At 61.7% G+C, this 20121-nt stretch carries 18 protein-coding genes and 2 tRNA genes; 2 read left to right on the top strand and 18 right to left on the bottom strand.

The window, feature by feature from the left end; translation table 11 throughout:
* Window positions 1-47 precede the first annotated feature (47 nt).
* From M1E12_RS22085 to M1E12_RS22015, 15 genes are all read right to left on the bottom strand, one after another.
* Entirely contained in the window at window positions 48-1646 is a 1599-nt protein-coding gene (locus M1E12_RS22085; RefSeq protein WP_479563296.1) for an ABC transporter substrate-binding protein, read from the bottom strand.
* A 533-nt stretch (window positions 1647-2179) separates the two neighbouring features.
* On the bottom strand, window positions 2180-5251 hold the full coding sequence (locus tag M1E12_RS22080) for an efflux RND transporter permease subunit (protein WP_479563295.1): 3072 nt from the start codon (window positions 5249-5251) through the stop codon (window positions 2180-2182).
* Between the two features lie 32 nt (window positions 5252-5283).
* Window positions 5284-6435: an efflux RND transporter periplasmic adaptor subunit gene (locus M1E12_RS22075; protein WP_479563294.1), complete on the bottom strand. Its 1152-nt coding sequence runs from the start codon at window positions 6433-6435 to the stop codon at window positions 5284-5286.
* 23 nt (window positions 6436-6458) lie between these two features.
* On the bottom strand, window positions 6459-7061 hold the full coding sequence (locus M1E12_RS22070) for a TetR/AcrR family transcriptional regulator (RefSeq protein ID WP_479563293.1): 603 nt from the start codon (window positions 7059-7061) through the stop codon (window positions 6459-6461).
* 175 nt (window positions 7062-7236) lie between these two features.
* Complete coding sequence (locus M1E12_RS22065) at window positions 7237-8217, bottom strand: flagellin N-terminal helical domain-containing protein (protein ID WP_479563292.1); 981 nt, start codon at window positions 8215-8217, stop codon at window positions 7237-7239.
* Window positions 8218-8432: 215 nt separating this feature from the next.
* Window positions 8433-8508, bottom strand: a tRNA-Phe gene (locus M1E12_RS22060).
* Window positions 8509-8711: 203 nt separating this feature from the next.
* Window positions 8712-8924, bottom strand: a complete 213-nt coding sequence (gene yacG / locus M1E12_RS22055; RefSeq protein ID WP_136543212.1) for a DNA gyrase inhibitor YacG — start codon at window positions 8922-8924, stop codon at window positions 8712-8714.
* 2 nt (window positions 8925-8926) lie between these two features.
* Window positions 8927-9547 carry a Maf-like protein gene (locus tag M1E12_RS22050; RefSeq protein ID WP_113460020.1) on the bottom strand — a complete coding sequence of 207 codons (621 nt, stop codon included), beginning with the start codon at window positions 9545-9547 and terminating at the stop codon, window positions 8927-8929.
* Between the two features lie 39 nt (window positions 9548-9586).
* Window positions 9587-9805 carry a translation initiation factor IF-1 gene (gene infA / locus M1E12_RS22045; RefSeq protein WP_004435948.1) on the bottom strand — a complete coding sequence of 73 codons (219 nt, stop codon included), beginning with the start codon at window positions 9803-9805 and terminating at the stop codon, window positions 9587-9589.
* Window positions 9806-9948: 143 nt separating this feature from the next.
* Complete coding sequence (locus M1E12_RS22040; RefSeq protein ID WP_479563291.1) at window positions 9949-10410, bottom strand: arsenate-mycothiol transferase ArsC; 462 nt, start codon at window positions 10408-10410, stop codon at window positions 9949-9951.
* A gap of 5 nt (window positions 10411-10415) precedes the next feature.
* Window positions 10416-10889 (bottom strand): UPF0262 family protein, encoded by a 474-nt coding sequence (locus tag M1E12_RS22035; protein WP_113460022.1) that lies wholly within the window; start codon window positions 10887-10889, stop codon window positions 10416-10418.
* Window positions 10890-10891: 2 nt separating this feature from the next.
* Complete coding sequence (gene hisD / locus M1E12_RS22030) at window positions 10892-12190, bottom strand: histidinol dehydrogenase (RefSeq protein WP_479563290.1); 1299 nt, start codon at window positions 12188-12190, stop codon at window positions 10892-10894.
* Between the two features lie 64 nt (window positions 12191-12254).
* Window positions 12255-12692: a DUF2948 family protein gene (locus M1E12_RS22025; RefSeq protein ID WP_479563289.1), complete on the bottom strand. Its 438-nt coding sequence runs from the start codon at window positions 12690-12692 to the stop codon at window positions 12255-12257.
* A 136-nt stretch (window positions 12693-12828) separates the two neighbouring features.
* Window positions 12829-14121 carry a UDP-N-acetylglucosamine 1-carboxyvinyltransferase gene (murA, locus tag M1E12_RS22020; RefSeq protein ID WP_113460025.1) on the bottom strand — a complete coding sequence of 431 codons (1293 nt, stop codon included), beginning with the start codon at window positions 14119-14121 and terminating at the stop codon, window positions 12829-12831.
* 181 nt (window positions 14122-14302) lie between these two features.
* Complete coding sequence (locus tag M1E12_RS22015; RefSeq protein ID WP_310240234.1) at window positions 14303-14560, bottom strand: hypothetical protein; 258 nt, start codon at window positions 14558-14560, stop codon at window positions 14303-14305.
* Between the two features lie 155 nt (window positions 14561-14715).
* Here M1E12_RS22015 and M1E12_RS22010 point away from each other — a divergent pair.
* Window positions 14716-14790, top strand: a tRNA-Thr gene (locus M1E12_RS22010).
* Between the two features lie 60 nt (window positions 14791-14850).
* Here the strand turns inward: M1E12_RS22010 and M1E12_RS22005 are convergent.
* Window positions 14851-15486, bottom strand: a complete 636-nt coding sequence (locus M1E12_RS22005; RefSeq protein WP_479563288.1) for a hypothetical protein — start codon at window positions 15484-15486, stop codon at window positions 14851-14853.
* Window positions 15487-15545: 59 nt separating this feature from the next.
* A complete protein-coding gene (locus M1E12_RS22000; protein ID WP_136542735.1) occupies window positions 15546-16460 on the bottom strand; it encodes a hydrogen peroxide-inducible genes activator in 915 nt (304 codons plus the stop codon).
* Window positions 16461-16724: 264 nt separating this feature from the next.
* On the opposite strand from M1E12_RS22000, the gene katG reads away from it, so the two are divergent.
* Entirely contained in the window at window positions 16725-18902 is a 2178-nt protein-coding gene (gene katG / locus M1E12_RS21995) for a catalase/peroxidase HPI (RefSeq protein WP_479563287.1), read from the top strand.
* 104 nt (window positions 18903-19006) lie between these two features.
* Here the strand turns inward: katG and M1E12_RS21990 are convergent, their stop codons facing one another.
* On the bottom strand, window positions 19007-20119 hold the full coding sequence (locus tag M1E12_RS21990; protein ID WP_479563286.1) for an ABC transporter permease: 1113 nt from the start codon (window positions 20117-20119) through the stop codon (window positions 19007-19009).
* Window positions 20120-20121 lie beyond the last annotated feature (2 nt).

Below are 20121 nucleotides of genomic sequence, written 5' to 3'. Positions count from 1 at the left end.
AAACGCCGCGGGCACAATGGCCCGCGGCGAAAGGATGACAGTTCCGATTACTCGGCGATGTCGACGTTTTCGAAGGTGAAGTCGCCGAGCGGGCTCTGAACGAAGCCGGAGACTTCCTTGCGCATCGGAACGACCGAGAGAGAGTGGTCGATCGTGGCCCAAGGTGCTTCGCGCTTGAAGACGAGCTGAGCTTCTTCGTAGAGCTTGGTGCGCTCGGCCTGGTCGGAGGTGACCTTGGCCTTCTTCACCAGTTCGTTGAACTCTTCGTTGCACCACTGAGCGCGGTTGTTGCCGCCGACGGCCTCGCAGCCGAGCAGGGTGTCGAGGAAGTTGTCCGGGTCGCCGTTGTCGCCGGTCCAGCCGAGCATGACGGCGCCGTCACGATCCTTGGCCTTCGAACGGTCGAGGTATTCGGCCCATTCGTAGGACACGATCTCGACGTTGACGCCGATCTTGGCGAAGTCGTCCTGCATGATTTCAGCAGCGCGACGTGCGTTCAGCATGTACGGACGCGAAACCGGCATAGCCCAGATCTTCATCGACAGACCGGTGACGCCAGCTGCTTCGAGTTCCTTCTTGGCAGCATCCAGGTCGTACGCGTCGTCCTGGGTGGACTGGTTGTAGGACCACATGGTCGGCGGGATCGGGTTCTTGGCCGGCGTTGCCATGCCCTGGAAGACGGCATCAACGATGGCTTCCTTGTTGATCGCCTTGTTCAGCGCCTTGCGGACTTCCGGCTTGTCGAACGGAGCCTGGGTCGTGTTGTAGGCGAGGTAGGCGACGTTGAGGCCTTCCTGCTCCATGACCGTCAGGGCCGGGTCGGACTTCATCGACTCAACGTCGGCTGCGTTCGGGAACGGCATCAGGTGGCATTCGCCAGCCTTGAGCTTCTGGTAGCGAACGGCGGCATCGGTGGTGATGGCGAAGACGAGGTCGTCGATCTTCGGTGCGCCACCCCAGTAGTCGGCGTTCTTCTTGTAGCGGATGACGGCGTCCTGCTGGTAGCCGACGAAGGAGAACGGACCCGTGCCGACCGGCATCTGGTTCAGCTGTTCCTTCTTGCCTTCAGCTTCGAGCTTGTCGGCATATTCCTTCGAAACGATCGATGCGAAAGGCATCGCGAGGTTCGCGAGGAACGGAGCTTCCGGACGGTTCAGGGTGATCTTGACAGTCAGATCGTCAACCTTCTCGATGGTCTTGATCAGCTCCGGGAAGCCCATGCCAGCGGCATATTCCCAAGAGGTGCCGGCAACATACTGGTTCCACGGATGGTCAGCCTTCAGCTGGCGCTCCAGCGAGAAGATCACGTCGTCAGCGTTCAGTTCGCGCGACGGGGTGAAGAAATCGGTGGTGTGGAACTTGACGCCCGGACGGAGCTTGAAGGTGTATTCAGTGCCGTCGGCATTGACTTCGTAGCTCTCGGCGAGACCGGCTTCGGCTTCCGTCGTGCCCGGCTTGAATTCCATCAGGCGGCTGTAGATCGGATGGGCGGAGGCATCAAAGGTGGTGCCGGCGGTGTACATGCCGGGGTCGAAGCCTTCCGGCGAACCTTCCGAGCAATAAACGAAGGTCTTGGCGCTTGCGGCGCCCGACAGGAAGGTTGCCGCTGCAAGGGCTGCGGCAGCAAGTGCGAACTTGGTTTTCATGAGCAGTCTCCCAAAGGCGGAGGACAAGAGCCTACGCCGGTTCTTTTGGTCCCGCGGCGCGTGGATCGCGCCCGTGTTTTGTGAAGGTCGGGGTCAACCGGTCTTCCGGCAATCGAAGGGCCGCCATGCTCAAGTCGTATTCTGACAAGCGACAAAAGGCGTCCTTTCAATCACTGAAGCAGTGTCTTATCGCCTTCGGAAACGTTGTAAAGAGAGATTCGGCTCAATTCGGTCACAGATTTGGTCTGGTTTTCGCCGTAATCGCTGCGTTGCAGCGCATAATTTCCACTGATGTAGCGGTTTTTCAGCAAGCCCAACAAAAGTTAGCGATTCAAGATAGTGCCGCAGAATCAATGCTTCCGGGGATATGCGTCGCAAAGAGGAAACCGGTTTTGTCGCCTTTTGAGGCGATCTAACAAGGTCAGAAAAATTTATCAACCGATCAAGAAAAGAAGGGCTCACAGCGCCAGCCGCCTGTGCCCTCAGGGGGAGAGGAGGAGAGGCTTGGGGATCCCCTCCTCCTCTCGCTTCGGTCACGCTTTGTGGGGAGAGCGACCGAAGAAGAAGGCATAGGCTGCCGGCAGAACCAGGATGGTCAAAACCGTCGCGACCAGGATGCCGCCCATCATGGCGTAGGCGAGCGGGCCCCAGAAAATGCCGCGAGAGATCGGGATCAGAGCAAGCACGGCGGTCAGCGCCGTCAGCATGATCGGGCGGAAGCGGCGCACCGCCGAGCCAATGATGGCTTCCCGCCGCTCCATGCCGGCCGCGATATCCTGGTCAATCTGGTCGATCAGGATGATCGAGTTGCGGATGATGATGCCGAGCAGCGCGATGACGCCGAGGATCGCGACGAAGCCGAAGGGGGCGCCTGAGATCAGCAGCGCTGCAGCCGCACCGATGATGCCCAGCGGACCGGTGGCGAGCACCAGCATGGCCTTGCCGAAATGCTGCAACTGGATCATCAGCAGAACGACGATGACGAGCAGCATGATCGGCGCCTTGGCGGCGATCGAGTTCTGGCTCTCGGCACTGTCTTCCGCCCCTCCCTGGATCTCGATCGCATAACCGGCGGGCAGGCTGTCGCGCAGCGATTGCATGTCCTCGAACATCTTCAAGGTCACGTCGTTCGACTGGACGCCGTCGGGGACCGTGGCGCGGACCGTGATGGTGGGCAGGCGGTTGCGGCGCCATTCGATGCCCTGCTCCAGGGTCGGAACCACCTTGGCAATCTGCGACAAGGGAATGAAGGCGCCGAGATCGGTTGGCACGTAGATCGAGTTGACGGCGCTCAGCAGGCGACGGCTTTCTTCCGGCTCGCGGGCCACGATTGAGATCGTCTCCTCTCCAGCGCGAACATCTGCGAGAGGCGCCCCGCTCATCGTTGCTTGCAGCATCTGGCGCAGGCGCTGCGAGGAGACGCCGAGTGCGCGCGCACGATCCTGATCAACGACGAGGGTCATCGCAGTGACCGGCTCCAGCCAATCGTCGTGAACGGCCTGCAGTATGGGGTTCTGGTGGAAGCGCGCCTTCACCTGATCGGCGATGCGGCGCACCTCCTCCCGCTCCGGCCCACTGACGCGCATCTGAACCGCCCATCCCGTGGGAGGGCCGAGGAAGAGGCGATCGACCTTGCCGCGGACCGAGGGAAAGTCCTCGGCCAGTGTCAAGCGCAGCTTGGTGATCAGCCGCTCGCGGGCCTCCTCATCCTTTGCCATGACCAGAAGCTGGGCATAGTTCGGGTTGCGAAGCTGCTGGTCAAGCGGCAGGAAGAAGCGTGGCGCCCCTTCCCCGACATAGGTGGCGACGAAGCGCTGGTCTTCGTCGGTCAGGAGCGAGGCTTCGAGACGCTTCGCCTCCTCTTCGACCTCCTTGATGGAGGTCCCCTCCGGCAGCCACATGTCGACGAGGATCTCGGGACGCGAGGACTGCGGGAAGAAGTTCTTGGGAATGAACTGGAAGGACCAGAGGCTGACAGCAAACACCGCCAGGGTGGCGCCGATCACGATAAGCCTGTGTTGGACAGCCCAGCCCACGACGCTGCGCAGCCGACGATAGAAGGCGGTGTCAAAGGCATCGTGATGATCGCCGACATGGGCTCGCTGTTTCAGGATCATGTAGCCGAGCCAGGGCGTGAAATAGACGGCGACGAACCAGGAGATGACCAGGGATATGCCGACCACGTAGAAGAGCGAGCGGACATATTCACCGGCGGTGGACTCGGCGAAGCCGACGGGAATGAAGCCCGCCGTGGTGATGAGCGTGCCGGTCAGCATCGGAAAGGCCGTCGACGAATAGGCGAAACTCGCCGCATCGAGCTTGTCGAGCCCCTCTTCCAGCTTTCTCTCCATGAGTTCCACGACGATCATGGCGTCATCGACGAGCAGGCCCAGCGCGATGATCAGGGCGCCCAGCGAAATGCGCTGCAGATCGAGGCCGAGTTCGTACATGACGGCGAAGGTGGCCGCGAGCACGAGGGGAATGGCGATCGCGATCACAAGGCCCGAGCGCCAGCCGATGGAAACGAAGGAGACCACGAGCACGATGAGGAGAGCCTCGCCAAGCGCTTTCATGAACTCGCCGATCGCTTCCCGCACCACTTCCGGCTGGTTGGAGATCTGCGAGACTTCAAGGCCGATCGGCAGGGTGCTTTCAAAGCGCTCCAGCGTCTGCTCCACGGCGTGGCCGACATCCGTCACCTTGAAGCCCTTGGCCATGACGACGCCGACCTGGACCGAATCCTTGCCGTTGAAGCGGAACTTGCGCTGATAGGGATCTTCCAGACCTTCGGTGACGGTGGCGATGTCGCCGAGACGCGTCACCTGACTGCCGGAGTTCAGCCGTAGCTCCCGGATGTCTTCGGCAGCCGAGAAGCCACCATCGACCGAGATGCGGACCGATCGCGAGCCGGTGTCGATGCTGCCCGTCGCATCGATCGCATTCTGACCGGCAAGCGCATTCTGCAGATCGGTGAAGGTGAGGCCCCGCTCGGCAAGCGCCTTGGACGAGACTTCGATGAAGATCTTTTGTGGCTGGTCACCCAGAACCACGGCCTTCTCAACGCCTTCGGTCGACAGGAGAACGTCACGCGCCTGGATCGCATACTGCTTCAGCTCCGGATAGCTGTAGCCGTCGCCCGTCAGGGCATAGAGCGTGATGTAGGTGTCACCGAATTCGTCGTTGAAATAGGGTCCGAGAAGGCCGTCCGGCAGCTCGTTCTCGATGTCGCCGACCTTCTTGCGGACCTGGTAGAAGGCCTCTGCCACGTCATCGGCATCGGTATTGCCCTTCACCTGCAGCGTGATGATCGCGGAGCCCGGGCGGGTATAGGACTTCACCCAATCCAGATAGGGCGTTTCCTGCAGCTTTCGCTCGATCTTGTTGACGACCTGATCCTGCATGTCGGTCAATGAGGCGCCGGGCCAGAAGGCCTGGACGACCATGACGCGGAAGGTGAAATCGGGATCTTCCTTCTGCCCCATGCGCATGAGGCCGAAGAGGCCGGTCAGGATGATCAGGCCGAAGAGGAAACGCGCGATGCTGGGATGTGCGATCGCCCAACGGGACAGGTTGAACGAGCCCGGCTCTGCAGGAGAGTGTGTCATGATGTCTGGATCCGAAGGTGAGGTCGCTGGGCTCAGCGGGTCGCCGCGTCGGGCTTCGCTGCGTCGCTACCGGCGTCTGCGGCGCGCGGCAGGTCCTTGTCGGCAAGGCGCACCTTCATGTCTTCCGCCATGAATTGCGTGCCGGCCACGACCACCAGATCGCCGGGGGCAAGTCCCGAGGAGATCTGAATCCCCTTGTCGGAGAAGGTGTCGACCGCGACGGGACGGGCATGGACTGTCGCTGCCATGCGATCGACGGTCCAGACAATCGTCTGTTTGGCGCCATCGCGCGTCAGCGCCGACAGAGGCAGTTCGAACAGGTTGGTATCGGAGGGCGCGGTGGCCGTGACGCGCGCGGTCATGCCGAGCAGGATCTGCGGATTATCCGGAAGCGCGATGCGCACGGCGAAGGTACGCGAGGTGGCGTCCGCGCTGCCGGCCACTTCACGGACGGTCCCCTGCAAGGTCAGGCCATCCTTGGACCAGAAACCGACCTCGACTGCCTTGCCAGGCGCAAAGGCGAAGATCTCGTTTTCCGGCACGGCGATCAGGGCTTCCTTTTCGCCATCCGCCGCGACCGTCACGACGGGGCTGCCGGCGGCAACCACCTGTCCTGCGTCCGCGCTGATTTGCGTGACAATCCCGGGCTTGTCGGCCTTGAGCTCGCCATAGGCGACCTGATTGCGTGCCTGCTCCAGCGAGGAGCGCTGGCTGTCGCGCGTGGCAAGCGCCTGATTGTAGCTCAACTGCGCTTGCTCGAGCTGTGCCTTGGTGGTGACCTGCTGACGATACAGCGCATCGGCACGCTTCAAGGCGAAATCCGCGGTCTCCAGCTGACGTTCGGCAGCGGCGAGACTTGCCTCGGCGCTCTTCATCTGGAGCTGATAATCAGTCACGTCGATGCGTGCCAGCACGTCACCCGGGGCCACACGATCGCCGATATCGACGAGACGCTCGATGATCTTGCCACCAACCCGGAAACCGGCTGCAGCTTCGCTGCGGGCCTTAACCGTTCCGGAGTAGCGCAGCTCCCGCGCAGTGGACGGGGCTTCGATCTCGACTACCTTGACCGGGCGAAGGCTCGGCTCTTCAACGACCTCGGCTCCTCCCTCCGTGCAGGCTGCAAGCCCGAATGCTGCGAGGAGCGATAATGCAGGCAAGGAAAAGCGAACGCTGGCGGACATGGTGGTTCCTCCCCGGCTGGGGCTCAGATCTTGAGGGCTCGAATGGCGAATTCAGTCAAATCTTCCGGCCCGGCGCGATTGGTCTTGCCAATGCACTGGGCCACCATCTGCGGATGATGCAGCGGCGAGGTCGCAGCGCCGAAACAGCGGGCCGCATGGGCAGGATCACCTTTGGCGAACTCCCCCTTTTCCATGCCGTCGGCGATGATCTCGGTCAGGATCGCCTGGATCTCGTCGATATGCTTGTCGATGACACCCCAGCTCTGCTCGATGGCGACAACGACCATTTCATGGACCTTGCGCTCGTCGAGCATGGTGGCGACCGTGAACTCGAAATGGCTCATCGAGTAGCGGCGCAGCCTTTCCTCGGCGCTCAGCGGGAGCGCAGCGGCAGCCCTTGCAACTTCAAGGCTCTGCTGCAGCATGCGGGCGCACACACCCTCGAGCAGTTCGCTCTTGGAGCCGAAGAACCGATAGATATTGGCCGGCGACATGCCGAGATCCTTCGCCACATCGGCGACGGTCGTCTTGCTGTAGCCATAATGCCGAAACTGCGCCTCGGCCGCCTGAAGAATACGGGTCGAGGTGTCGGCGGAATCCTGGGACTGCGGAGCAACTGGGGTCATGATGATTTACGACTGACGATTTTTGAATTTCGTCAGTCGTAATCGATAAATCGCTATCGGTCAATATGCGGTGAAGCTGAAGTGCGCCTGAGAGCAATATTGCAGCGGAGCAAAACCTCTCAGGCGAGACGCGCCACTCTTCATCTTCTTAGCCAGGGACCACCGGACCGCGCTCCTACTGGCGGAACAAGGTGAGCAAACTCTCCGGCTGGCTGTTGGCCATCGACAGGGACTGAACGGCCAATTGCTCCTGCGTCTGCAGCGCCTTCAGCCGCGTTGACGCCTCGTTCATGTCGGCATCGACAAGCCGGCCGATGCCGCTGTCTATGCTGTCAGAAAGCTTCAAGGCGAACTCCGCCTGCATCTCCACACGAGAAATCATCGAACCGATCTGGGAGGCAACGGAGACCATCTGCTTTGTCATCGCCTCGACGGTGCTGATCATGTCATCAAGTTCTTCGGAGGACGTCGCGTTGCTGAGCACCAATTCCACGGCGGAAGCGGGAGCCGTCGAGCCGAGGATCAATACGTAATTGATCGCTGAACCCGCCTGAACAGCGAAGGCCTCGCTCGACAAGATGCCGTATTCCCCACTGCCCCCGTTGTCGACGAAGTACTGCACATTGGTGTCGGTTCTCGGCGGTGGCGTATTAATTTCATAGGAGATCGCTCCCAGCGAAACATTCCCATCGCTGCTGCGGATGAAGGAACTGACAATCTGCTTGTCTCTGGAGTCTTCGCCGCTGTTCCACGAAAGCCAGTTCTGGCCGTTGAAACTTGCAGAATCCATCGTCGATTGCAGCTGCTGCTTGAATTGATCAAGCTCCTCATTAATCTTGGTCTTGTCCACGCCCTGTTCTTGCGCTGCAACCAGTTTGGCGGTGATTTGCGCCATGATATCAATGGATGTCTCCACTGCCGCATAGGTCGTGTCCAACACGGCCGCGCTCAATCCCAGTGCATCCCGCACCGCAGACATTGCCATGTTGTCCGAGCGCATGGTCGTCGATATCGACCAGTAGGCAGCATTGTCGGCAGCCGTCTTAACTCTTAGTCCTGAAGAGACTTCCTCCTGCGCCGCTCCCATCTGTCCGGAAATGTTGCGAAGGACTTGCAGCGCTGAGATCGCTGCGCCGTTGGTGATAATGCTACCCATCAAATACTTCTGCCTGATCAAAACAGCTAAAATTGATGGATGATATTGATCAGCTGATGGTTAACAAACTGCGAAGAATTGTGTGCTCACTCAATGCAGGATAGCGGAAATTTGCCATGCACGCGTCAACGATAGAGGTTCGGCAGCACAAAGCAGAGCTGCGTAGACAAGGTCTCTGTGCGGCACTGCATGAGAGCGAATTTTAAAGGAAGGAATGGTGCCCGGAGGCGGATTTGAACCACCGACACGCGGATTTTCAATCCGCTGCTCTACCAACTGAGCTATCCGGGCATCTCGGCTTCTGTGCAAAGCCTGCCGGTCTTTTTCAAGACCGCCGGGGCATATCCCCGGGAGCGAGCGGGGTTATAACATCTTGTTCGGCCATGTCCAGCGCCTTCGGGCACTTTTTTGAAGAAGATGTGAAAATCGCTGAAAGGTGAACAAGAACAAGCAGATCGCCACTGGCTGCACCCCTTGTTCGGGATGGCAATTCCTCAGTCGCGGTAATCGTCGTCAGCCTTGGACTCGTCGTCGGCGACCGGAATGGCATAGGAGCCCTTCAGCCAACGCGAGAGATCAAGGTTGCGGCAGCGGTCGGAGCAGAAGGGGTAGTTCTCGCGCGTCGAGGGACGATTGCATTCGGGGCATGGCCGTGTCTTGCGCAGCGGCTCGACTTTAGCGGTCCGCTGGTGCTCTTGTCCTGCCATGATCAGCCCTCCGTCCAGCCGGTATGGACGTCATAGCCCTCGCCTTGCAGCATCTGCAGCGTCTCGAAGAGCGGCAGGCCAACCACATTGGTGTAGGAGCCGACGATCTTCTGCACGAAGCTGCCGGCAATGCCCTGGATGGCATAGGCGCCGGCCTTGCCCCGCCATTCGCCCGAAGCAAGATAGCACTCGATGTCGTAGCCGGAGAGGCGTTTGAAGCGCACCTTGGTCTCGACGATCTTCTGGCGCAGCTTGCCGTCAGGAGCAATCAGGCAGACGCCGGTGAAGACCCAGTGGCTGCGGCCGGAAAGCAGATGCAGCGCCGAGGAGGCCTCCTGCATCAGCTCTGCCTTCGGCAGGATGCGGCGCCCGACGGCAACGACGGTGTCGGCGGCAAGGATGTAGCTGTCGCCCCAGGTGAGATCCTTGCGCACCTGCTGGTGTGCGGCCCTCGCCTTGTCAGCGGAGAGGCGGCGGGCGAGCGAGCGGGGATGCTCCGATTTCTTCGGCGTTTCGTCGAGATCCATCGGCATCAGACGCGCGGGCTCAATGCCGGCCTGCTTCAAGAGATCCACGCGGCGGGGCGACCCGGAGGCCAAAATCAGCTTCTGTCTCAATTCCATCCGGACGCGCTCCTCAAGCCTCGGCTCGTGGTTCAAGCCTTACTTGAAGCGGTAGGTGATGCGGCCCTTGGTCAGGTCATAAGGGGTCATCTCGACGAGGACCTTGTCGCCGGCGAGAACGCGGATACGGTTCTTGCGCATGCGGCCAGCCGTGTGGGCGATGATTTCGTGTTCGTTTTCGAGCTTCACGCGAAAAGTGGCGTTGGGCAGCAGTTCGGTGACGACACCGGGGAATTCGAGGACTTCTTCTTTTGCCATAGAGCGGTTGTCTTTCCTGGGGTTTTAGAGCGGGGCGCGCGGAGGGCCCCGAAAATGTGGGCGGAAACTACACAATCGCCCGGCATTTGTGAACCTTGTAGATTCGGCTTTCGGAAAATGTTTCAAGAGGGGCGAAAACGCCTTTAATCCGGCGCCAGCACGAGCCTTTCGCGGATCAGCTTGGTCAGCCGATCGCGCACGTCGCGATAGGCGGAGAGCCTTTGCTCGCGGCTTCCGGTCTCAACCGTCGGATCGGGCATCGGCCAGTATTCAACCTCGACAGCGGAATGACGCGTCAGCTCCAATGCGGCATGATGTGCTTCGGGCGTCAGCGTCACCACGAGATCGAAGAAGTCGTCGGCCATATCCTCGAGCGTCTGAGGCTGGCGGCGGCCGAGCGACAGACCGATCTCGTCGAGCACCACATCGACGAAGGGATCCCGCTCCCCCTTCTTGACGCCGGCCGATGCTACCCAGGTGCCCGAGGGAAGCGCCTGCCTCGCAATCGCCTCGGCCATCGGGCTGCGAATGACATTCTGGCCGCACATGAAGAGGATCGCCCCCGGCCGCGACGAACGGCGGCTACCTACCCCGCCCTCATCCATGGTGCCTAGCCCCGCCAATAGAGCACGCAGACCAGGGTGAAAAGACGGCGTGCCGTGTCGAAGTCGAGCTTGATCTTGCCCGAGAGCCTGTCCATCAAGGTCTGGGAACCATCGTTGTGGATGCCGCGACGGCCCATGTCGATCGCTTCGATCTGCGACGGTGTCGAGGAGCGGATCGCCTCGTAATAGCTCTCGCAGATCATGAAGTAGTCCTTGATGATCCGCTGCAGCGGTGTCAGCGAGAGGATATGGACGGCCACGTCCTCGCCAGCCTCCGTCTTGATCGAGAAGACCAGCTTGCGGTCCATCAGCGACAGATAGAGCTTGTAGGGACCACCGGCATGGCCAACGGGTTCGAAGCTGTTTTCCTCGATCAGATCGAAGATGGCGACGGCCCTCTCGTGCTCGACGTCAGGGGTCGAGCGACCGATGGTCTCGTCCAGCACGACATCTGAGAGCCGAAAGTCGCCCGCTGCCATCCCTAGTCCCCGAGATTGAGCCTGATGGCGACGGAGCGGGCATGGGCGTCCAGGCCCTCCGACTTGGCGAGTGCGATCGCCGCCGGGGCGAGCTTGCGCAGCTGGTCCGGCCCGAGCCTGAGGATCGAGGTGCGCTTGACATAGTCCAGCACGCCCAGCCCTGAGGAGAACCTGGCCGAGCGGGCCGTCGGCAGCACGTGATTGGAGCCACCGACATAGTCGCCGATGACTTCGGGCGTATGGCGGCCGACGAAGATCGCGCCGGCATTACGGATGCCAGAGATCAGCGGCTCTGGATCATCGACAGCGAGCTCCAGGTGTTCGGCGGCAATGCGGTTGGCGAGCGGAATGCTGTCTTCAAGCTTTTCAACCTTGATGATGGCACCGAAATCACGCCAGCTCGCCGACGCCGTCTCGGCCCGCGGCAGAGATTTGAGCTGCCGCTCGACAGCCGCTTCCACGGCTTCTCCAAGAGCGCGATCATCGGTGATGACGATCGACTGGGCGCCCGGGTCGTGTTCGGCCTGGGCGAGCAGGTCGGCGGCAATCCAATCCGGATCGTTGTTCTTGTCGGCGATGACGAGAACTTCCGAGGGGCCGGCGATCATGTCGATCCCAACCGTGCCGAAAACCTGGCGCTTGGCTGCGGCAACATAGGCATTGCCGGGGCCGACGATCTTGGCAACGGGCGCGATCGTCTCCGTGCCGTAGGCAAGGGCTGCCACGGCCTGGGCACCGCCAATGCGGTAAATCTCCGTCACACCGGCGATGCTGGCTGCAGCGAGAACAGTCGCGTTGATCGCGCCACCGGTTGCCGGCACCACCATCACGATCCGCGGGACGCCTGCGACCTTGGCCGGCAGAGCGTTCATCAGCACGGAGCTCGGATAGCTCGCCGTGCCGCCCGGCACATAGAGACCGACGGCGTCGATTGCCGTCCAGCGCGAACCAAGACCGACGCCGATCGCATCTTCGTAGATGTCATCCTTCGGCATCTGGCGTGCGTGGTGCCGCTCGATGCGATCTGCGGCAAGCTTTAGCGCTTCGATCAGTTCAGGTGCCGTCGACGCAAGTGCGGCGGCAATCTCTTCGGCCGTGACCTGCATGGGAACCGCTACGAAATCCACGCCATCGAAGCGCCTGGAATAGTCGGCGAGTGCGGCATCACCGCGGGTGCGCACATCGTCGATGATCTTGCGAACCGCGTCGTTCACATCGTCGGAAACTTCACGCTTGGTCGTCAGGAAGGCGGCAAAACGCGCCTCGAATTCCCCCGATGCCTGATCCAGCCAGATTGCCACGCCCCGTCATTCCCTCTTCAGCATTTCCAAATTCATGGCGCTGCAGCCCGCAGCGCTTTCCGTCTCAGCCGGCTTCATGCTCCGGCCGGGCCGTCGTTTCCCAGGCGCCGCCGGTATCGGCGAGCTGGGCCTCGATGCACTCAACTTCCAGGGCGATCATTCCGCCGCCGGCCAGCACCATTTCCACAACACCATCAGGCCCCTCGCCCTTCGGCACATAGCGGATCGCAAGCAGGCTCATCACCTCATCGGCCTTGCTTCGATCGAAGCCGATCGAGCGGACCGCTTCAACCCGCTTGAAGCTGAGGGCCGCGCGGCGACGCTCGAAGCTCTTGGAAACCCGCGCCGCCTTTTCCCAGACGAAGCGGTTAGCCGCGAGCGAAAACAGCCCGGAGCGTGCGGAGAAACTCAAATCGCCGACCTTGAACACGGCGTCCTGCATATGGGCCGAAATGATCGCGAGATCATCGGCATCGAGCGCCAGCAGCTTCAAGTCCGTCATGTCACCTCACAGTATCGCCCTTCGGCGGTGCCCGTCGAATTCATGTTTTCGACATAGGTTGCGGCTTGTCCAGTGGCAACGGGGCAAAAAGACTTTTCGCCCCGCCCTTGCCGAGAAAGCGGGCCTGCGGCTGCCGTCAGTCGCTAATGCGCTCGACGATCGCGCCGCAGCGGGTGAGCTTTTCTTCCAGTCGCTCGAAACCGCGATCGAGATGATAGACGCGGCTGACCATGGTTTCGCCTTCGGCGGCCAGGCCGGCGATGACCAGCGACACGGATGCGCGCAGATCGGTTGCCATCACGGGCGCGCCGCGCAGGCGGGAGACGCCCTCGATCCGGGCCGTCTGGCCGGAAAGCGTGATCTTGGCTCCGAGGCGCGCCAGTTCCTGGACATGCATGAAGCGGTTTTCGAAGATCGTCTCGGTGACATGCGAGACGCCATTGGCGCGGGTCATCAGGCCCATGAACTGCGCCTGCAGGTCGGTCGGGAAACCGGGGAAGGGTTCCGTCACGATATCGACCGGCTTGATCTGGTCACCGTGGCCGATGACACGGATGCCGCCCTCGACGGCAGAGACTTCGGCGCCGGCGCGGCGGATGGCTTCGATTGCCGTGTCGAGAAGCGTGATATCCGTGCCCGAAAGCGTGACGTCGCCGCCGGTCATCGCGACCGCCATGGCATAGGTGCCGGTCTCGATGCGATCGGGCAGGACGCGGTGGCGTGCGCCGGAGAGGCTCGGCACACCCTCGATCGTAATCGTCGAGGTGCCGGCACCGGAGATCTTCGCACCCATGGCGATCAGGCAGTTGGCGAGGTCGACGACTTCGGGTTCGCGGGCGGCATTGCCGATGACGGTCGTGCCGCGCGCAAGCGAGGCGGCCATCAGCATGACATGGGTCGCACCAACGGAGACCTTCGGGAAGGTGTAGCGGGCGCCGATCAGGCCGCCCTTCGGCGCCTTGGCATTGATGTAGCCGCCGTCGATTTCCATCTCGGCGCCGAGGGCTGCCAGGCCTTCGATGAAGAGGTCGACTGGACGCGTGCCGATGGCGCAGCCACCCGGCAGGGAGACGCGGGCCTGGCCTTCGCGTGCAAGCAAGGGTCCGATGACCCAGAAGCTGGCGCGCATCTTGGAAACCAGCTCATAGGGCGCGGTGGTGTCGGCAACCGTGCGGCAGGTGAAATGGATGGTTCGCGAATAGGAGCCATCCTGATGTTCGCGGCGACCGTTGACGGCGATATCGACGCCATGATTGCCGAGAATACGGATCAGGCCCTCGACGTCGGCCAGATGCGGGACGTTTTCGAGCGTCAGCGTGTCGGAAGTCAAAAGCGAGGCGATCATCAGGGGAAGGGCTGCGTTCTTGGCGCCCGAGATCGGGATGATCCCGTTCAACGCATTGCCACCAACAATCCTGATGCGATCCATGAGAGCCTGCGATACGGGCGAAAACTGCCCGCCTTTCCTTGAGAACGTGTGAGGGGAAGCCAATCCGGCGAGGCTGGCTCTTTAGACGAAAACCACGGGCGGTTCAATTGACGCCGCAACGCTCGGTTAATCACCGGGTTTGGACGAATTTGCGGCAAAGGATGGAAAGCCCAGCCGCTTATCAACCGTCGTCGTCGGGATCACCCGGACGATCGTTCCCGCGGGCCGCCGGCAAACCGATGCCGTCTTCTGCCTCTCCGGCACGGCGAGCGCGCGACTGCTGCTTGCGGCGCGCCAGATTTTCTCTGAGCTTCGCGGCAGCCCGCTCCCGCCGCCTCTGTTCGGCGTCTGAGAGAGCACGTTTTCCACGATCGGCAAGCCGCGCCGCCTTCGCAGCGTCGTCTTCCGCTTCGCCCTTGTTTTCCAGGTCATTCGTCATGGCTGCGTGATAACCGATCGAAGAAAAATCGAAAAGACCCTGACGGCCCTGTCACAAAACTTGGCCAGCTCGACGCTTTACGGCTTGCGCTCCCCAAAACTCTGTGGCAATAGGCGCCTCGTTCCGGGCCGACCACTCAGCGTCGCCCGCCAGATGCTGCTATAGCTCAGGGGTAGAGCACTCCCTTGGTAAGGGAGAGGCCGAGAGTTCAAATCTCTCTAGCAGCACCATTTTTCCAACATCCCGTCGGTCCCTCTAGCGGCGCTTGCGCGCGCCGTTCCTTCATATTGTCAACTCCGGCGCGATTCTCTCGATCCTGCTTCGTGTTCGATCATGCGGGCGACCTTGCGGCGTTCGGCTCTCGATCGGATCTGCCGCGCGAAGACGCGCGAGGGGACCAATGTGATCTGGTCGGCCTTGTTACGACTCAACCGGAAGGATCGCTCTGCGGCCACCAGGCGGTCGTGCCAGGTGTAGCAGCCGACGGCAACGACAGACAAAGCATCGGCTGCGGCAAGTTCGTCCCGGGCGTCGCCGGAGCCGGGCACGCTCGACAGCAGCTCCTCGAACGAGCCGAGATCGAGAAAGTCACCGCTGCGCAAGGGCCCCTGCACGAGTTCGCTGCGTCGGTCCGATGGCGAGAAGCCTTTGCGATCGGCTTCGCTCAGGGAATAGACCTGCTCCCGGTCTGGATAGGAGAGCCGCAAGAAGACCGCCTGCACGAAGATGATTTCGGAGCTCATATTGGTGACGATGCACCGAGCGGCGACCGTGTCGCCCCCTCCCCTGGTGATCAGGATCTTGGGCCGGAGCTGATGGCGGTAGCTCGAGTAGAACAGATGCAGATAGAGCATCCACACACCGAGCATCGCGAAGCTCGACAACGCTGAAATGATCGCGTGATTTTCCTTCAACCAGGTCCACATGATGCCACTCCCTTGCCCTCCCGAACGCCTTTCGGGAGCGAAGGTTTCCGCAATCCGTGTCACCGGTGCGAGGCATTCCCCTGCAGAGCGTCAGCTGAACGCCGCACCACATCCGCCACCTCCGTCAGCTGCTTGGCGATGGGGCTGGTCTTGCGCCAGATCATGCCGATCCGGCGGGATGGTTGCGGGTCCTCGAAGCGGGCGATTGCGACATCCGCAGAGCGGGTCTCGACCGGCATGGCAATCTCCGGGATCAGCGTGACACCGATGCCGGCACCGACCATCTGCACGAGCGTCGAGAGCGAGCTGCCGTCGAGGATCTCGCGGGGGCGAACCGTGCCCATATCGCAGAAGGAGAGTGCCTGTTCGCGAAAGCAATGGCCCTCCTCCAGGAGCAGCAAACGCATCTCGCGCAGCATGTCGCGGCTCGGCACGGGCTTGTCGGCATCCTCCTTGGGACGGACGAGCACGAAGCTTTCCTCGAACAGGGGCATTTCGGTCAGCGAGGGCTCGGACACCGGCAAGGCGACGATCGCGGTGTCCAGGCGTCCTTCCGCCAACTCCTGCAGAAGCTTCGGCGTTACCGTTTCGCGAACATGGATGTCGAGATCGGCGTTTTCACGGGTGAGTGCCGAAATCATTCCCGGAAGAAGATAAGGCGCCACCGTCGGAATGACCCCGATGCGCAGGCGCCCGACCAGATGCTTGCGATGGGCCCGGGCAAGATCGCCCAATTCATCCACCGAGCGCAGGATCTCGCGCACCCGAAGGAGAAATTCCTCGCCGAAGGCAGACAGGCGCAGCTGTCGCGCGGCCCTTTCGAAGAGCTCCGCACCGAGCGCTTCTTCCAGCTCCTTGATCTGCACCGACAGAGCCGGCTGGGAAATTGAACAGGCTTCCGCGGCCCGTCCGAAATGGCCATGTCGGGCGAGCGCCTCGAAATAACGCAGCTGGCGCAGGGTGAAGTTTATCATAACCCTATCCTATGGAACCGATCATAAATTCCAACTTACATTAATCGGAACCCTTTGCTAGAACAATTCCAGATGACGTCGGGTGGATCGCCTTAAGGGGGCGGTCCTGCCTTATCTGTTTCCGCGTCGAGGCAGATGAAGACGGATCAGGCGAGGCTCTCCAAAGTCTCGTCGCCATTTCATCGGATTGTGATGCGGGCATGCTCTTCAGGAGCAGGTCAGCCATTCGATCCTGGACAAGCGGGTTCTTCAAGGAGGTACATCATGGATACCATGAGCAACAAAAATGGCGGGAAATGTCCGGTCATGCACGGTTCGAACACGGAAAGCGGCGCAACGCCGATGGCCTGGTGGCCGAACGCGCTGAACCTCGACATCCTGCACCAGCACGACACGAAGACCGACCCGATGGGCAAGGACTTCAACTATCGTGAAGCCGTGAAGCAGCTCGATGTCGCAGCGCTGAAGGCCGACATGAAGGCCCTGCTGCGCGACAGCCAGGAATGGTGGCCGGCCGACTGGGGTCACTACGGCGGCCTGATGATCCGTCTCGCCTGGCATTCTGCCGGTTCCTATCGCCTGGCCGACGGCCGTGGTGGCGGCGGCACCGGCAATATCCGTTTCGCTCCGCTCAATTCCTGGCCCGACAATGCCAGCCTCGACAAGGCCCGCCGCCTGCTGTGGCCGCTCAAGAAGAAGTACGGCAACAAGATCTCCTGGGCCGACCTGATCCTCTTTGCGGGCACGGTTGCCTACGAAGACATGGGTCTGAAGACCTTCGGCTTCGCCTTTGGCCGTCCCGACATCTGGGGTCCGGAAAAGGACGTCTACTGGGGTGCGGAAAAGCAGTGGCTCGCCCCCTCCGATAGCCGCTACGAAGATGTGACCAAGCCGAACACGATGGAAAACCCGCTCGCCGCCGTGCAGATGGGTCTCATCTACGTGAACCCGGAAGGCGTGAACGGCAAGCCGGACCCGATGGCGACCGCCGCCCAGGTCCGCGAGACCTTCGCCCGCATGGCGATGAACGACGAGGAAACCGCAGCGCTGACCGCCGGTGGCCACACCGTCGGCAAGGCGCATGGTAACGGCGACGCGCAGGCGCTCGGCGTTGAGCCGGAAGCCGGCGACCTGGAAAACCAGGGCTTCGGCTGGATGAACCCGAACCAGAACGGCAAGGCAAGCCTCGCTGTGACCTCGGGCATCGAAGGCGCCTGGACGACCAATCCGACCGTGTTCGACATGGGCTATTTCGAGCTTCTGTTCGGTTATGACTGGGAGCTCACCCACAGCCCCGCCGGTGCCCAGCAGTGGCAGCCGATCGGCATCAAGGAAGAGCATATGCCGGTCGATGCGTCCGATCCGTCGATCCGCCGCATGCCCATGATGACCGATGCCGACATGGCGATGAAGGTCGACCCGACCTACCGCGCCATCTGCGAGAAGTTCATGGCGGATCCGGCCTACTTCCAGGACACGTTTGCCCGTGCCTGGTTCAAGCTGACCCACCGCGACCTCGGCCCCCGCGTTCGCTACATCGGCCCAGAGGCCCCGACCGAAGACCTGATCTGGCAGGATCCGATCCCGGTTGGCCCGAAGAACTTCGACATCGGCGCCGTCAAGGCCAAGATCGCGGCTTCCGGCCTCTCGATCGCAGACCTCGTCGCCACCGCCTGGGACAGCGCGCGGACCTACCGCCAGTCCGACATGCGCGGCGGTGCGAACGGTGCCCGCATTCGTCTCGCTCCGCAGCGTGACTGGGAAGGCAATGAGCCGGCCCGTCTCGCCAAGGTTCTGGCGGTGCTTGAGCCGATCGCGGCCGAATATGGCGCGAGCGTTGCCGACGTCATCGTGCTGGCCGGCAATGTCGGCGTGGAAAAGGCGGCCAAGGCTGCCGGTTACGACCTGACCGTGCCGTTCGCCGCCGGTCGTGGCGATGCCACTGCCGAACAGACGGATGCCGAGAGCTTCAAGCCGCTCGAGCCGCTGGCCGATGGTTTCCGCAACTGGACCAAGAAGGACTATGTCGTCAGCCCGGAAGAGATGCTGCTCGATCGCGCCCAGCTGATGGGCCTGACCGGTGCAGAAATGACGGTGCTGCTCGGCGGTCTGCGTGTGCTCGGCGCCAACTATGGCGGCACCAAGCATGGCGTGTTCACCACCCGCGAAGGTCAGCTGACGAACGACTTCTTCGTCAACCTGACCGACATGGCCTTCACCTGGAAGCCGACGGGCAAGAACTCCTACGACATCTGCGACCGCAAGACCGGTGAGAAGAAGTTCACCGCCACGCGCGCCGATCTCGTCTTCGGTTCGAACTCGGTCCTGCGTGCCTATGCGGAAGTCTACGCCCAGGATGACAACCAGGAGAAGTTCGTGAAGGACTTCGTCGCCGCCTGGGTCAAGGTGATGAACGCCGATCGCTTCGATCTGGAAGCCTGAGAGCTACGGGCCCGAGGCTCGTGCCCCGAGCCTTGGAACCGCTAGAGGAAGCCGGAGATGCTAGTCGCATCTCCGGCTTTTTCTTTGCCCAAGGCAGCGTTGCGCTAGCGCAGGAAGGCCCGGAAGCGCTGCAGCGAAAGTACAAAGAAGATCGCCGAGATTGCGATCAAGGCGAGGATCTGGGGCCAGACGACGGCAAGTCCGGCATCGCGGAACAGCACTGCTTGCGCCATGATGACGAAATGGGTGTTGGGGGCTGCCGACATGATCCACTGGATCACCTCCGGCATGCTTTCTCGAGGCGTCATGCCGCCGGAGAGGATCTGCAACGGAAGCAGCACCAGCATCAGGAGAAGTCCGAACTGCGGCATAGACCCTGCGACTGTTGCGAGGAAGATGCCCATGCAGGTGGCGGCAACGAGTTGCAGGGCAGCGCCCACGAGAAAGAGCAGCAGAGAGCCCTGAAGGGGCACGTCAAGCGCGGCCTCCACCACGACGAAGAGCGAGAACATCGTCGCGAGCAGGACGACGAGACCCATCGACCAGATCTTGCTCATCATGATCTCGGCCGGCGTGACCGGCATCACGAGAAGATGTTCGATCGTCCCATGCTCCCGCTCGCGGATCAGGGCTGCTCCGGTCAGGATGATCGACAGCATGGTAACGGCCGAGATGACCTCGTTGATCGAACCGAACCAGCCCTTGTCGAGCTCCGGGTTGAAGCGCGCCCTGAGCGACAAACCGACCGTCGCAGCCTCGTCGCCGTTTCCTCGGTCCAGGAATGCGTTGACCTCCTGCGTGACGATTTCCTGGATGTATCGCCCGCCCGAGAAGGCCTGGGTCATCTGGGTGGCGTCGACATTAAGCTGGATCTGCGGTGCTTTGTCCGCCAGAAGGTCGCGCTGGAAACCAGGCGGAATGTCGAGCACGAAAGTGTCGACCCCGGCATTCATGCGAGGATCGATCTCGTTGGGCGCGATCATCTGCGGCGGCAGGAAATACGGCGGGTAAAGCGCGTTTTCGATCCGCGTCGAAACCTGCGACCGGTCCTCATCGACGATGGCGACGGCCGCCTTGTTCAGCGTCTCCGGTTCGGCGGTCGCGGCCGTGTAGATGTTGAGCGTGAAAGCGTAGACGATCAGGAAGAGCAGAGCCGGATCCCGCGCGAGACCACGAAGCTCCTTGATGCCAAGCTCGATAATGTTCGACACGCGCATGG

The sequence above is a fragment of the Rhizobium sp. K33 genome (genome assembly GCF_056501445.1).
Note: the sequence above shows the minus strand (reverse complement) of the source record. Positions and strands in the feature narration are given on the sequence as shown.

Bases quoted from the DNA above. Each gene is read 5' to 3' on its own strand.
- M1E12_RS22085 (WP_479563296.1), bottom strand. From the start codon at position 1,646: ATGAAAACCAAGTTCGCACTTGCTGCCGCAGCCCTTGCAGCGGCAACC.
- M1E12_RS22080 (WP_479563295.1), bottom strand. From the start codon at position 5,251: ATGACACACTCTCCTGCAGAGCCGGGCTCGTTCAACCTGTCCCGTTGG.
- M1E12_RS22075 (WP_479563294.1), bottom strand. From the start codon at position 6,435: ATGTCCGCCAGCGTTCGCTTTTCCTTGCCTGCATTATCGCTCCTCGCA.
- M1E12_RS22070 (WP_479563293.1), bottom strand. From the start codon at position 7,061: ATGACCCCAGTTGCTCCGCAGTCCCAGGATTCCGCCGACACCTCGACC.
- M1E12_RS22065 (WP_479563292.1), bottom strand. From the start codon at position 8,217: ATGGGTAGCATTATCACCAACGGCGCAGCGATCTCAGCGCTGCAAGTC.
- yacG (WP_136543212.1), bottom strand. From the start codon at position 8,924: ATGGCAGGACAAGAGCACCAGCGGACCGCTAAAGTCGAGCCGCTGCGC.
- M1E12_RS22050 (WP_113460020.1), bottom strand. From the start codon at position 9,547: ATGGAATTGAGACAGAAGCTGATTTTGGCCTCCGGGTCGCCCCGCCGC.
- infA (WP_004435948.1), bottom strand. From the start codon at position 9,805: ATGGCAAAAGAAGAAGTCCTCGAATTCCCCGGTGTCGTCACCGAACTG.
- M1E12_RS22040 (WP_479563291.1), bottom strand. From the start codon at position 10,410: ATGGATGAGGGCGGGGTAGGTAGCCGCCGTTCGTCGCGGCCGGGGGCG.
- M1E12_RS22035 (WP_113460022.1), bottom strand. From the start codon at position 10,889: ATGGCAGCGGGCGACTTTCGGCTCTCAGATGTCGTGCTGGACGAGACC.
- M1E12_RS22025 (WP_479563289.1), bottom strand. From the start codon at position 12,692: ATGACGGACTTGAAGCTGCTGGCGCTCGATGCCGATGATCTCGCGATC.
- murA (WP_113460025.1), bottom strand. From the start codon at position 14,121: ATGGATCGCATCAGGATTGTTGGTGGCAATGCGTTGAACGGGATCATC.
- M1E12_RS22015 (WP_310240234.1), bottom strand. From the start codon at position 14,560: ATGACGAATGACCTGGAAAACAAGGGCGAAGCGGAAGACGACGCTGCG.
- M1E12_RS22005 (WP_479563288.1), bottom strand. From the start codon at position 15,486: ATGTGGACCTGGTTGAAGGAAAATCACGCGATCATTTCAGCGTTGTCG.
- M1E12_RS22000 (WP_136542735.1), bottom strand. From the start codon at position 16,460: ATGATAAACTTCACCCTGCGCCAGCTGCGTTATTTCGAGGCGCTCGCC.
- katG (WP_479563287.1), top strand. From the start codon at position 16,725: ATGGATACCATGAGCAACAAAAATGGCGGGAAATGTCCGGTCATGCAC.
- M1E12_RS21990 (WP_479563286.1), bottom strand. From the start codon at position 20,119: ATGCGCGTGTCGAACATTATCGAGCTTGGCATCAAGGAGCTTCGTGGT.